The 13944-nt window shown below is 53.0% G+C and carries 11 protein-coding genes; 5 read left to right on the forward strand and 6 right to left on the reverse strand.

Translation table 11 applies throughout. The features are described from left to right. Window positions 1-15 precede the first annotated feature (15 nt). The 4 genes from HU175_RS07030 to HU175_RS07045 all read right to left on the reverse strand — a co-directional run bounded on the left by HU175_RS07030 (window position 16) and on the right by HU175_RS07045 (window position 5005). Complete coding sequence (locus HU175_RS07030; protein ID WP_176565910.1) at window positions 16-1287, reverse strand: replication-associated recombination protein A; 1272 nt, start codon at window positions 1285-1287, stop codon at window positions 16-18. Between the two features lie 106 nt (window positions 1288-1393). Continuing rightward, a complete protein-coding gene (locus tag HU175_RS07035) occupies window positions 1394-1993 on the reverse strand; it encodes an RNA polymerase sigma factor (RefSeq protein WP_176565911.1) in 600 nt (199 codons plus the stop codon). A gap of 99 nt (window positions 1994-2092) precedes the next feature. Next, complete coding sequence (gene ade / locus HU175_RS07040) at window positions 2093-3796, reverse strand: adenine deaminase (protein WP_176565912.1); 1704 nt, start codon at window positions 3794-3796, stop codon at window positions 2093-2095. A gap of 3 nt (window positions 3797-3799) precedes the next feature. Beyond that, window positions 3800-5005, reverse strand: coding sequence for an acyltransferase family protein (locus HU175_RS07045; RefSeq protein ID WP_410528590.1), 1206 nt, complete (start codon window positions 5003-5005; stop codon window positions 3800-3802). A 114-nt stretch (window positions 5006-5119) separates the two neighbouring features. Here HU175_RS07045 and HU175_RS07050 point away from each other — a divergent pair, with 114 nt between their 5' ends. The 4 genes from HU175_RS07050 (at window position 5120) to HU175_RS07065 (ending at window position 9682) form a co-directional block, all read left to right on the forward strand. Then, entirely contained in the window at window positions 5120-6790 is a 1671-nt protein-coding gene (locus HU175_RS07050; RefSeq protein WP_176565913.1) for a UxaA family hydrolase, read from the forward strand. A gap of 92 nt (window positions 6791-6882) precedes the next feature. Further along, the gene (locus HU175_RS07055) at window positions 6883-7656 is read left to right on the forward strand and encodes an SDR family NAD(P)-dependent oxidoreductase (protein WP_176565914.1); all 774 of its coding nucleotides are present in this window, start codon (window positions 6883-6885) and stop codon (window positions 7654-7656) included. Window positions 7657-7898: 242 nt separating this feature from the next. Then, the gene (locus tag HU175_RS07060; RefSeq protein WP_176565915.1) at window positions 7899-8762 is read left to right on the forward strand and encodes a fumarylacetoacetate hydrolase family protein; all 864 of its coding nucleotides are present in this window, start codon (window positions 7899-7901) and stop codon (window positions 8760-8762) included. A gap of 95 nt (window positions 8763-8857) precedes the next feature. Continuing rightward, complete coding sequence (locus HU175_RS07065) at window positions 8858-9682, forward strand: amidohydrolase family protein (RefSeq protein WP_176565916.1); 825 nt, start codon at window positions 8858-8860, stop codon at window positions 9680-9682. A gap of 1 nt (window position 9683) precedes the next feature. On the opposite strand, the gene HU175_RS07070 is transcribed toward HU175_RS07065, so the two are convergent. Further along, complete coding sequence (locus HU175_RS07070) at window positions 9684-11234, reverse strand: FG-GAP repeat domain-containing protein (protein ID WP_176565917.1); 1551 nt, start codon at window positions 11232-11234, stop codon at window positions 9684-9686. 210 nt (window positions 11235-11444) lie between these two features. On the opposite strand from HU175_RS07070, the gene HU175_RS07075 reads away from it, so the two are divergent. Further along, the gene (locus HU175_RS07075; RefSeq protein WP_176565918.1) at window positions 11445-12908 is read left to right on the forward strand and encodes a gluconokinase; all 1464 of its coding nucleotides are present in this window, start codon (window positions 11445-11447) and stop codon (window positions 12906-12908) included. Window positions 12909-12946: 38 nt separating this feature from the next. On the opposite strand, the gene HU175_RS07080 is transcribed toward HU175_RS07075, so the two are convergent. Next, a complete protein-coding gene (locus tag HU175_RS07080; RefSeq protein WP_176565919.1) occupies window positions 12947-13933 on the reverse strand; it encodes a phosphotransferase enzyme family protein in 987 nt (328 codons plus the stop codon). Window positions 13934-13944: the final 11 nt, after the last annotated feature.

The raw sequence follows: 13944 nt of genomic DNA on the forward strand, positions 1-13944 counted from the left end.
GCCTTCAACCGGTAATCAATACCCGTACCAGTCACCCCACCATTTTTGCAGACTCCGACGGATTTCGGCTTCGCGGGCGTTGTGGCCCGGTTCATAGAGTTTGCGCCCTTTCAGATCGTCGGGCAGGAAGTTCTGCTGAGCGAAGTTGCCTTCGTGGGAGTGAGCGTACTGATAATCCTTTCCGTAGCCAATCTGTTTCATTAGCTTCGTTGGGGCGTTGCGCAGGTGCAGCGGAACGGGCAGATGCGCTGTCTGTTCGGCCAGCGCGAGGGCGTCATCAATGGCAACGTAGCTGGCATTGCTTTTGGGCGACGTAGCCAGATAAACGGCTACCTGCGACAGGATGATACGTCCTTCGGGCATACCGATGGCTCTAATGGCCTGCACGGCTTCAGAAGCCATGATCATCGCTGTAGGGTTGGCGTTACCAATATCTTCCGACGCCATGATAAGCATCCGGCGGGCGATGAAAACCGGATCTTCGCCCGCTACGATCATCCGTGCCATCCAGTACAGGGCCGCATTGGGGTCCGAACCACGCAGCGATTTAATGAAAGCCGAAATAATGTCGTAATGCTGCTCGCCCGATTTGTCGTACCGGGCAATGTTCTGCTGTGCTACAGTAATGACTCCCTCATCCGTAATGACCAGCGGTTCCGCCGATACGTGTGCTGAAGCAACCAGGTCAAGCAGGTTAAGCAGCTTCCGGCCATCGCCCCCCGACAAGCGGAGCAGGGCGTCGTAGGATTCTACGGTAATGTGTTTTGACTGTAGGAATTTATCCTGCGCAATAGCCCGGTCAACAACCTGAATCAGCTCGTCGCGGCTGAGCGCTTTCAGAATGTATACCTGGCAGCGGGAAAGTAAAGCCGCGTTGACCTCAAACGATGGGTTTTCGGTAGTGGCACCAATTAACGTAACCTGACCCTTCTCAACGGCGCCCAGCAGCGCATCCTGCTGACTCTTGTTGAAGCGGTGAATTTCGTCGATAAAAACCACCGGTGGAAACATACCTGATGGACGACCCAGCACATCCCGGATTTCTTTTACGCCGGAGTTGATGGCACTCAAGGCAATAAAGGGTCGCTTCACGGCTTCGGCCAGGAGCAGCGCCAGGGTTGTTTTTCCCACGCCGGGAGGTCCCCATAAAATCATGGAAGGTAGTCGTCCGGCATCGATAGCACGACGTAAAGCGCCACCTGGTCCAATTAATTTCTGCTGGCCAATAACTTCATTGATCGTCTGCGGGCGAACCCGCTCGGGTAGGGGCGTTGAGTCCGTATTCATCTGGCGAAGTTACCTCAATTCATGGCCTTAATCTATTTGGGTAGCCATAAAAAAGCCCGGTAACCTGTGGGGTTACCGGGCGTAAGGGAGGGTTTAGGAATAGGCACTATAGGTAAATTTTTTCAAGCGTGATGTACCGTTTCAGATTGCCCATTGCGCCAAAAATCAGGTTATAAACCGACTGGATGTTAATTTCCATCAGCGTCGAAATTTCCTCATTGCTCATGTTCTGGAAGAAACGGAGGTGAACGGCTTCACGCTGCCGACGGGGTAGTTTCTCCAACGCCTGTTGCAGACAATCGTTGACAAACAGATCTTCTTCGAACGAGATGAGCCGGTTCTCGTGTGACGGATCTGCATCAATCAGCGTATCACCCAGACGCCGGCCGTTCATCGTATCGTCCTGGCTGATGAGTTTCTGCTCGGCCGTGAGATGACGTACCAGTTTCCGTTTGATGGACGCCATCAGATAGAAACGAACTGACGTTGTTGGACCGATTGTCGACCGGTGTTTCCAGAGCTCAACGAACAGATCATGGATGCAATCTTTGATTAACGCGCGGTCGGCTGCGAAGTGAGCACAATAATGGTAAAGGGTCTGAACATAATTTTGGTATAACTGGGCAAACGCATTTTCATCTCCTTCGCGAAACAGGTTCCACAATGTTTCGTCGTCGGGACCATTTTTTGTACGTGAGCGAGCCATGGTTAGTAGGAAAGGGTTTGGAGTAGCCGTTAGGTTGTGTAAACATATTGATAATGAATTGAATTTAAAACAGTTTTTAAATAAAATTTTTTTGTGGTGCTATTTAACAATTTGAAGAGGATCGAACGAGAAGCTGTTACCGTTGAATAATCCTTTATCGCTCAGCTTTAACGCTGGTATGACCAGTAATGCCATAAAACTCAGCGTCATGAAAGGGGCCGACAGGGTACTGCCCATATCGTCTTTAACAAATTTGTCCAATGCGAAATACTGATTGGCAACGTCATATCCATCAACATCTGTCATCAAGCCGGCAACGGGAAGGGGCAAGAACTGGGTGTCGGCTGTTGTGACGAGATGAAGAAAAGCGCGTCGGCTCATCACTTCTTTATCATGTTCGTGTGGAGCGTCGCCCTTAACGGCCGCCAGCCCTCCTTTGGCGTCGATGACCTGATTAATGGCCTGGCAAATACTCTCGTCGTCGCAGCCAACGGCCGTAATGTTGTGCGAGTCATGGCCAACGGAGGAGGCAATAGCGCCGTGTTTCAGATCAAAATTTTTAATGAAGGCAACGGCTGGTGGTGTGTCTTGGTAGCGATTAACAACGACTAGTTTCAAGATGTCACGTGTTACGTCCGGAACGATCAGGCCGTCTTCGACGAGAGGCTCCAAGTGTAGCTCGTTGGTAATGAGCTGCCCATCGAGTGCGCCAATCACACGAATTTGTGCGAGCCCAGGCTCGGCCGGAACGGCGAAGTCTTCGGGTTTCTTCGGGGAACACTTGAATTGGTTGACGTGGTCGCTACGTAGGTCCGGGATGGCTGACTTACCCCCATCGGCAACCGTTTCGCCGTTGATAACCGTCTGTTGAACGGTAAAACGCTGTAGATCTTCGACAACAATGTAATCCGCTGGATCGCCCTGGCGGAGAAGTCCTACGGGCATCCGGTAATGAAGAACTGGATTCAGACAGGCTGCCCGTAGGACGTGCCATAGGGTATGACCCTGCTCCAGCGCCCGAACCACCAGTTGGTTAATGTGTCCTTCGGCCAGCGTATCGGGGTGTTTATCGTCGGAGCAGAACATAATCTGCGCCGGAAATTCGGCCAATAACGGAATCAGCGCGTCAAAATTTCGGGCGGCACTCCCTTCCCGAATCAGGATGTGCATACCCCGCCGGGCTTTGTCCAACCCTTCTTCGTAGGTAAAACACTCGTGGTCGGTTGTAATACCCGCGTCGATGTACTGCTGGGCCGCGTCGCCGGTTAGGGCAGGCGCGTGTCCGTCAATTGGTTTGTTGAAGGCTTTTGCTAGCGCGAGCTTTGCCAGTACGTCGGCATCCTGGTTCAGTACGCCCGAATAGTTCATCATTTCGGCCAGATAACCCACGTCTTCCAGACCAAGCAAATGCTCAACCCCCTCAACACCAATGACAGCTCCAGCTGTTTCAAACGCAGTAGCCGGGACGCAGGAGGGTGCCCCAAACATGAATTTGAACGGCACACGCTTGCCTTCCTGAATCATGTATTCGACGCCCGCTACGCCCAGTACGTTTCCAATTTCGTGGGGATCGGAAACAGTTGCAACGGTGCCATGAACGACCGCCAGCCGGGCAAACTGAGGAGGAGTCAGCAATGAACTTTCAACGTGGACGTGCGCGTCGACGAAACCCGGTAAAATATAAGGTTCACCCGTACGCTCGGGCCCCAGGTGTTCGATCTGGCTGATACGACCGTCCTCAACCGTTATTGTTCCGTAAAAAATGGTTTCGTCGAAGAGATTGACAATGTTAGCAGTCGGCATAGGTTAAATTCGAATAAACAGTTTCCGGCGGTACATCCACCAAAGAATTAGATAGAAAATACTCATTGTAACGATGCCTACCAGTAATGGTTCGTAGCTGGCACCCAGGAATTGAAAAGGCCCGTGACCGAAATGGGTGTACAGGGAATCGATAATGAACCGGTCGATCAGGTGAACCAGGCAGTAGATCGCGATGGAGTTCATGCCAACCACAACCAGCGGAAACGCCCATTGCCGGTGCCCCGCTACGTCGATAATGCCATAGAAGAAGGCCAGCAGCCAAAAACACCAGCCCCCGCTGAACAGCACCCAGGCGGGCGTCCAGATACGCTTGACGACGGGACAGATGCCTAGCACATGCAGCAGGACACCGGCTGCTAAGCCAATAACGCCCGCGATGAGAAGACGCTTTAGCATGTTGCTGGTTGTGAGGCTAGAACGGAGCCAGCGCCCCGCCTGCAAGCCCAGCAGCATTGTACCGAGGGTGGGAATGAAACTCAGTGTGGCATAACCGCCCCCATTGAACAGAAACGGTGTTTCGCGGGGGAACAGGTTTAGAAACCACGTATCGAAAGCCCAAGCCAGGTTGCTGTTTTTATTGAAATGCGCCATCAAGCCGGTGTAGTGTTCAGGCCAATCTGCAGGGACGCCCACGGCTGCGTAATCGAAAGCCGGACCGGGGGCGGGGTAGAGAATAAAGGCGAGCCAGTAGCCAACCAGAATGGCGGTAAACGCTACCCAGGTCGTGCGGGAACTGGCGTTGCCAAGTAGAAAGAGGAATGGGTAACCCAGACCAATCTGGGTTAACGTATCCTCGAACGTAAAGTTGGTTTGATCCGAATGAATAGACCGGAGAAAAATGCCCAGTAGAATCAGAACAAGTGATCGACGTAATGCCCGGCCAAACTGAGCGCCGAACGATTTCCCTAAACCTTCCCGGCTGGCCAGCGAGTAGGGGAGTGCGACGCCTACCAGAAATGAAAACGACGGTTGAATAAGGTCATGCAGTGAGCAACCCGCCCATTCGACATGGCTTTGCTGATAAGCCAGAAACGCCCAGATGGGATTGTCGGGAAACGCTTCGTGCAGCCGGTGAAACTGAAGCAATTCGGCTACCATCAGGGTCATAACGAAGCCCCGATAAGCATCCATTGACATCAAGCGACCGACCGGAAAACTGCTGGAAGGGTTAGAAAACGAGTCAGGCATAGGGTGAAAAAGGGATAGGTTTGGGATGGTATTCGGCTTAAAATTGGACAAAGTTTTTGGCAAAGGGGTATATTTCGGACCGAAGTGACAGAACCTCGTAAAAACAGTCTAGTGATGCCAGCCCGCGTGTTAAAAGTGCATCCTGCCGATAATGTCATCGTTGCATTACGTGATTTAGCCGCAGGAGAGCAAATTGAGTTTGAAAATGAGACCTACCAGCTACCCTACGCAGTAGCTGCCAAGCATAAATTCGTGACCGAAGACCGGCAGCCCGGTGAGTCAATTACTATGTATGGCGTGCTGGTTGGCAAAGCAACGAAACCTATTCGTCGCGGAGAGCCGATAACGACCTTCAATCTCAAGCACGATTCGGATCGCTACGGTCTGGACAAAAAACAACCCTATAGCTGGCAGCCACCCGACGTATCGACCTGGCAGGGCCGGAGTTTTATGGGTTACCACCGGGCCGATGGCAGCGTCGGTACGCGGAATTACTGGCTGGTAGTCCCGCTGGTTTTCTGCGAGAATCGGAACGTACTGATTCTGAAAGATGCCTTTGAGCGCGAGCTTGGCTATGCACAGCCGGAAACCTACCGCGAGCAGGTGCACGAACTGCTGAGCTTGTACAAAGCAGGCGAAATGGAAACGATCAGGAAAATTCAACCCTTCGTCGACGAATCGCAGAATCAAACGCTGCACCACGCCCCGGCGCAGAAACGGCCGTTTAAGAACATCGACGGCATCAAGTTTCTGACCCACGAAATGGGCTGCGGTGGCACCCGGCAGGATTCAAATTACCTGTCGTCGCTGCTGGCTGGTTTCATCAACAACCCGAACGTAGCGGGCGCCACAATCCTGAGTCTGGGCTGTCAGCACCTGCAGGCCGACATGATCGTCGCGGATATCAAGCGTCAGAATCCCAAGTTCGATAAACCAATACTGGTATACGAGCAGCAGGCTGGTACGGAATACCAACTGATGTCGCAGGCGGTCAAAGAAACTTTCCTGGGGCTGGTGGAAATCAATAAACTGGAGCGCAAACCAGCTCCGCTGAGCGCGCTGACTGTGGGGTTGAAATGTGGTGGTTCGGATGGTTTCTCGGGTATTTCAGCCAACCCCGTGCTCGGGCACCTGTCGGACGTCGTGGGTGCGCTGGGCGGAAAAACCGTCCTGGCAGAATTTCCTGAACTGAATGGCGTGGAGCAGGAACTCATCAACCGCACTGCCGATGAGGCCAAAGCGCAGAAGTTTATCGACCTGATGGGCGATTACTCGGCGCAGGCGCAGGCCGCCGGGTCGGGTTTCGACATGAACCCATCGCCGGGAAACATCAAGGACGGTCTGATTACGGATGCTATCAAATCGGCCGGAGCTGCCAAGAAAGGCGGTTCGGCTCCCGTTACCGACGTATTGGATTATGCCGAGCCGGCGAAACAGCCTGGCCTTAACCTGCTCTGTACCCCCGGTAATGATGTGGAAGCCACGACGGGTATGGCCGGTTCGGGTACGAACGTAATCCTGTTCACAACGGGACTGGGTACCCCAACGGGAAACCCAGTTTGCCCGGTTGTGAAAGTCTCGACCAACACAAAGCTCAAAAATCGGATGCCCGACGTGATCGATTTTGACAGTGGCCCGATCATCGACGGTGAACAAAGTATTGAACAAAACGCTGATGCCCTGCTGGAATACATTATCCAATTGGCGTCCGGCAACGAAATAACCAAGGCCGAACAACTTGGCCAGGATGACTTCATCCCCTGGAAGCGGGGGGTATCTTTGTAAGAGGAGAAAGGAGGAAAGGGAGGAAGGAGGAAAGGAATAGTACTTCCATCCTTTCTCCCTTTCTTCCCTCTCCTCCTTTCTCCTTCAATTCTATGTTCTCTCTTCAAAACAAAACCGCATTAATTACGGGTGGGGCCAGCGGTATTGGCCTGGCTATAACCCGGACGTTTGCTCAGTCGGGGGCAAGTGTTCACATTCTGGAAATTAATGCTGATCAGGCGCAGCAAGTTGCCGATGAGATTACGGCAACGGGAGGAAAAGCCCAGGCGCATGCCGTGGACGTATCAAACCAGGCGCAGGTGGTCGAGGTAATCGGTCAGATTGCGGCACAGGGACCGATTCATATTCTGGTTAACAACGCCGGTGTGGCCCATGTTGGGAAAGCCGATACCACCAGCGAAGCCGATTTCGACCGGATCGTTCGGATTAACGTGAAAGGTGTCTACAACTGTCTGTATGCGACGATTCCGCACCTGAAAGCAAATGGTGGGGGCGTTATCCTGAATATGGCATCGGTGGCGTCGTCGGTGGGCATTCCCGACCGGTTTGCCTACTCGATGAGTAAAGGGGCCGTGCTGACGATGACGCTGTCGGTGGCGAAAGATTACCTGGCCGATAATATCCGCTGCAACTGTATTTCACCCGCGCGCGTTCACACGCCTTTCGTAGATGGATTTCTGGCGAAAAGCTATCCGGGTCAGGAGGCCGAAATGTTCGAGAAATTATCGAAAACGCAACCCATTGGCCGCATGGCCGAGCCGCAGGAAGTTGGCGCACTGGCGCTGTATCTCTGTTCCGACGAAGCAGGCTTCGTGACGGGCTGTGACTACCCACTAGACGGCGGTTTCATTCGGTTGAATAACTAGTTGCTGTTAGTACGTCAGCTTTTACACCAAAGGGCAGCCTGAAATTTCAGGCTGCCCTTTGGTGTAAAAGCCATTTTGATGAACTTACTAGAGACGCGTTTACCGTTACTATTGGATCAGAAAAGACTTTCAGGCTTCCGTTTGGGGAGCGAAAAGAGAGTAGCAGGTGGATTAAGATTGGTCGGTAAGTAGTGTAAAGCAGCAACAACCCTTACTTTTGAGGCAAAAGCTTATTCTGTCGCATGAAACTTTTCCGCTTCGGCCCGGCCGACCATGAACGCCCCGGTGTGGTATTGCCAACCGGTCAATCCATTGATGTTACTCATTTCGGTGAAGATTTTGACGAGTCTTTTTTTGCCACCGGCGGCCTTGACCGACTGGCGCACTGGCTTGAATCGCACGCGCCCAATTGTCCGGAGGTTCCGGCCGATGCCCGGTTTGGTCCCTGCGTGAAGCGGCCCTCCAAGATCATGTGTGTTGGCCTGAATTACGCCAAACATGCCGCCGAGACCAACGCGGCTATCCCCGCTGAACCGATCCTGTTCTATAAATCGACAACGGCCATTGTTGGCCCTAACGACAACGTAGTGATTCCAAAACGGTCGGAGAAAACGGACTGGGAAGTTGAACTGGCGATCGTGATTGGCAAAAAGGCGTCGTACGTCGAACTGGACGAAGCCATGGACTATATTGCTGGCTATGCTCTGCATAACGATTACAGCGAACGCGCCTGGCAACTGGAACGGGGCGGTCAATGGGTGAAAGGAAAAAGTGCTGATACCTATGCCCCACTGGGGCCTTACCTCGTCACGAAAGACGAGATTGCCGATCCGAATAATCTGCATTTATGGTTGAAACTGAATGGCGAAATGCTCCAGGATTCAAACACGGATGACATGATTTTCAACGTGCCGACCCTGGTTAGCTACATCAGCCAGTTTATGACGCTGCTCCCCGGCGATGTTATTTCGACGGGAACACCCGCCGGCGTCGGACTGGGCCTGAATCCACAGCGTTACCTGAAACCCGGCGATGTAGTAGAACTAGGTATCGAAGGCCTGGGCGAACAGCGACAGGAAGCCGTCGCTTACACGGATAAAAAGTAATTGATTGGGGGAGAGGTGGTAACGTCTGCCTCCCCCTTTTTATAGCACTACGGTAGTTCCTTTCTCTCCATCCTCCCTTTCCTCCTTACAATCCCATGACCATCGACGCCCATCAACATTTCTGGTATTTTGACGCAGACCGCAATACGTGGATAACCGATGATATGGCGGTACTTCGCCGTGATTTCCTGCCCGCTGATCTGGAGCCTGTCCTGGCGGAGAACGGAATTGATGGCTGCGTAGCGGTACAGGCCGCCCAGTCGGAAGAAGAAACGGTGTTTCTGGTCAATATGGCGAAGACGTACGACATCGTGAAAGGCGTGGTAGGCTGGGTCGATTTGCAGTCGGAAGCGCTGCCACAGCGATTGGAACACCTGACGCAGTATAAACATCTGAAAGGATTCCGGCACATTGCCCAGGCCGAACCCGACGATTTTCTGGCGCGTCCGGCGGTGATTGAGGGAATTCGGCAACTGGCGGAGTTTGGCATGACGTATGACATTCTGATCTACCCCAGCCAGCTGAAAGCCGCTCTGCAACTGGTTCGGGCCGTGCCAGAGGTGAACTTTGTCATCGATCATCTGGCCAAACCCTACATCAAAACACAGGAAATCAACCGCTGGTCGAACTTCCTGACCCAGATTGCCAAAAGTTCAAATGTGTCCTGCAAACTGTCGGGCATGGTGACAGAAGCTGACTGGCAGAACTGGAGTAAAAAAGATTTTTTCCCCTATCTGAACGTAGCGTTCGAGCATTTCGGCCCGGATCGGCTGCTGTTTGGCTCCGACTGGCCTGTTTGCCTAGTTGCGGCTAACTACACCCAGGTGAAAACGCTGATTGAGGAGTACGTCAACCCTTGGGGAAACGAAGTCCGCGAGAAGATATTTGGCGCTAACGCCGTTTCGTTTTACGGGCTGTAACTCACTGAACCGGCTTGTTCTGCCTGAGCTGATTACGGAGCAACGTAACACCCGTTCCCGGTTTGCGCCACTGGTCCATCATGTCACCTGACTGCGCGCCCGTTGCCCGAAAGAAGGAGCCGAGCAAAATGTCATCGTCACCATCCTGGTCGACATCACCGACTGCCATGCGCAACCACCGGCCCCGTTCGGCGTTCGGAAAGGTGCGGGGCGTAAAGCGAAGTCCCCCCCGGTTTTCAAAATAGACAAAGCCTTTATTGGGTCGTTCCGTAAAGTCCGGGTAGAAAGAAATTGTCGCTATGTCCAGGTCACCGTCCTGATCGAAATCGCGTACGGCGGTTTGCGTAGCGCCGTGCAGCGGGTAAAACAACGCCTGCCGGAAATGAAATTTGCCGTCGTTCAGGAAAATTCGGATGCCGTGGTAACGTTTCAGAACGGTCGAGTAGTCGGCGTTATCGCCGTTGGTGTAAATCAGGTCCTGATCGCCATCTTTGTCAATATCAGCCATTTCCAGAAAGCTGGAGCCGTAGACTGACGGAAACTGCATCAGGATTTCTTTGTGAAAGGAGCCGTTCTGCTGGTTATAGTAAACCGCAATCTGCTCGTTGCCCTGCGCCAGTAAAGCGACAATATCCGGCCATTGATCATTGTTTACATCGGCAATCAGTGTTTGTCGCGCGCCGGGCACCGGGTCCAGCTCGTGCTCGGCAAAACCCTGTTTCAAGCCCTGATACCAGCTCAATTTACCGGTATGATTGCCAAACTGCGAGATAATGGCGTCTTCGCGGCCGTCCCGATTTATATCGGTCAGCGTTGCCTGAACGGGGCGCTGCAGGTTAAGAATTAGTGGAATGGGTGCTGCTGCCCGATTTATATACCGGCTCCAGGCGCCAGCCGTCAGGTCATTGGGATTCAGCATACCCAGCGTTAAAATATCAAGACTACCATCGTGGTTAACCCGCAGATCGGACGGAGCGCTTTTCAGCCGTAGCGAATCCGTACGGCGCAGATTCTGATCGAGCGCGAACAATTGCCCCCGCTGATCGCCCGCCCAGATGCGTTTTGTCAGCGTATCATACTGAAGCAATGTAACAGCTCCGTCAATGGCTCGCTCGGATTGCTGAACTTGAAACAGCGGCAACCCAACCCGCACGGCGAGGTGAGGCAGTTGCGGCAAAACAGAATCCGGAGCCTGGGTGGTGTAGTATGTAACAATCTTTTCCCAGTCGGTGGGATGTACCGTGGGCGTCGACGGAAAAATGTTGGCCTTGATAATACGGGCCAGTTCTTCTGGGTCTGTGTATTGCGTCAGTTCAGACAGCGGATTCCCGGACTGACCCATGTACAAGGCCATCTGAGGCAGCACACTACGTTTCCAGGTATCTTTGTTCAGCAGCGAGGGGCTGGGGGTGAGGTGGCAGCTCCCACAATACGTCTGACTAAGTTGTTGACCAGTTAATTGAGTCGGCTCGGGCAGGGCAGCTTCGGTAGTGGATGACTTATTTTTGCAGGCGAGCGCTAGTAGAGCGCTACTGAAAAAAATAACAGTCAAACGTAAAAAATACATACTTTGCTCTTTTGGCAAAGATACCGAAATCGGTGATGATAGCCATGTCTTCAACCAGCTGTTGAGCTGGAAACAGGTAAAGACGATTCAAAACAATTAAGTCACGAACTGGCTTAGATTTGTAGCCCGAGTGCCCACACTCGGCTGTCACCATTCATTGAACCGGACGTGGGTAACCGGTTGCCCCTATTCCTGATGAACTGCTTTGTTGGCCTTGATGTCGGTACAACTAACGTAAAAGCGCTGGCAATGCCCGCTGATCTGAGCGAGATCCTGGCCCATGCGTCGGCTTCCGTAACAACACTTAATCCCGAACCCGGCTACGCGGAACAGGATCCGGTGGAGGTCTGGAACGCGCTTGTCCAGGTGCTGAGCGAAGTTCACGACGAACTAACCAAAGCCGGTCATGTCATTACACATATCGCGTTCAGTACGGCTATGCACAGTCTGGTGGCGATGGATGGCAATGGCAAACCCATGAGTAACTTGATTCTTTGGTCGGATAACCGGGCCGAAGCGCAGGCCAATACGTTACGTTCCGAACAGGCTGACCTGGGGAAAGCCATCTATGAGCAGACTGGAACGCCCATCCACCCCATGATTCCGTTGTGCAAGCTGGCCTGGCTGCGTGAACATGATTCCCGGCTGCTAAACCGGACGGCTCATTTCGGCTCGATCAAAGAGTTTCTCTGGTTTCGCCTGACGGGCCAGTTTGAGGTTGACTATTCGATTGCAACGGCAACCGGTCTGTTTGATGAGGCCAAACGGCAATGGAGTGAACTGGCCATGGACTATGCCGGTGTCCGGTCCGATCAACTATCTAAGCCGGTCCCCACGACGTTCATTCGTCCTTATACCCCCCGCCCCGACGTAACGATTCTTGGCCTGACCAACGAGACAATGCTGGTAATCGGCGCGTCGGATGGTTGCTTAGCCAACTTAGGCGCGGGAGCCATCAAAGCCGGGACAGCTACGCTGACGATTGGAACGAGTGGCGCCATCCGCCAGACGGTACGCAAACCGCTCCGCGACGAAAAGGGACGCCTGTTCTGCTATATTCTTGACGATAATCATTACGTTGTTGGTGGTCCAACAAACAATGGCGGAAACGTACTGGAATGGCTTAGTGAGAAATTCTTGAACAAAGAAACCGAAGCTGTCCTGGCCGAAGCGAAGACGGTGCCTGCCGGTGCCGATGGCTTGTTGTTCTATCCGTACCTGCAGGGCGAGCGCGCTCCACTCTGGGATGCCCACGTACGAGGGGCTTACATGCACGTCGACTGGCTGCACACGCAGGCGCACTTTGTCCGGGCGTCGCTGGAAGGTGTTTTGTTCAATTTGCTCAGCATCAATAATCTGCTAACAAAACACACCGGACCGGCGCGGGTAATTCACGCCAACGGCGGTTTCGCGCAGTCCGATTTCTGGGTGCAGATGCTGGCCGACATGACCGGCCGGCCCGTCCGGCTCAACGCCAGCAATGAAAGCGGCTCGATGGGGGGTATTCTGCTGACTATGAAAGCGATTGGTATGGTAAAAACGCTGGACGAAGCCGCCGAGAAAGTTGCGTTCGGAAAAACCTACGAACCCAACTCAGATCAGTACAAAATCTACCGCACGGCGTTTGCAAAGTGGGAAGCGGGTTTGACGAAGTTTTAATAAGTCCTTCGGTAGACTGTCAGGTTTACGGGAAGGGGTTACCCTAGTCCATGGTCGTCAAAATACTTCTTAACGAGGAAATTAACGTAACGCTTGAGGTGGGTTTCTGTCAGAAAGACGTTCGACCAGTTTTCGTACCGCTGACATTGAATGCCTAAATAGAAGAAATACAGCGTAACGCCCAGCATCGGCAGGAGCCGCTTTTCTTCGCCTGTAAGTGGCGTAACGGATTCGTAGCCAGCCAAAAAGGAAGCGACTTTTTGATCCCGCTCCTGCTCAACTTTTTCGGTACTGTGGATTTGCAGGATGTAATAGGCGACATCCAGGCAAAGCCAGCCATTCCCGCAAAAATCGAAATCGAACAATGTGACGCGGTGATCACGATCAATATGCAGGTTGTCGAACCAAATGTCCAGGTGCACGATCCCCTGCCGGAGTTGAGCGGTATCGGCGTGCTGAAGTTCGTGCAGCAAATAGGTCTGCGCGCGCTGCATAAACCGCATCTCATCGGTATCGGCAGGCAGGCGTTGCTGCAGGTACACAAACGAATCGACCAGAAGCCGCTCAGGGGTGTAGGTTTCCCGGTTCAGGTGCAGCTTATGCGTTAGCTGGTGCATACGGGCCATAACCTCGCCGATATGGGCGTGTACCTCGGTCGTAAAGGTGAAGAGCTTTTCGCCGGTTGCGTATGAGAACATAACCCCGTAACGTAGCCCCTCGGCTGCCGTTATTTCCTGAATGTATTCGCCGGTCTGGTCCGGAATGGCGTACGACACCGGAATGTCCTTTTCCTGAAGTAGATAGAGTAACCGAACTTCCTCCAGAATTTCTGTCCGACTACGCCAATTCAGCGTGTAGAGCCGGAAAATGAATCGCGTTGGTCCGTTGGTGAGCAAATACGTATGGCTGATCCCCGCTTTTAGTAACTTGCATGTTGCCTCACTGCGCAAGCCATATTGTTCGGCAAGAAACGGGGCGAGCGCGGTCGCGGACACAATCGAACTGCTTACAGGAAATAGAGCCATGAGCTACGTAG

The organism is Spirosoma sp. KUDC1026 (assembly GCF_013375035.1).
In the GTDB taxonomy this organism is placed as follows: Bacteria; Bacteroidota; Bacteroidia; order Cytophagales; family Spirosomataceae; genus Spirosoma.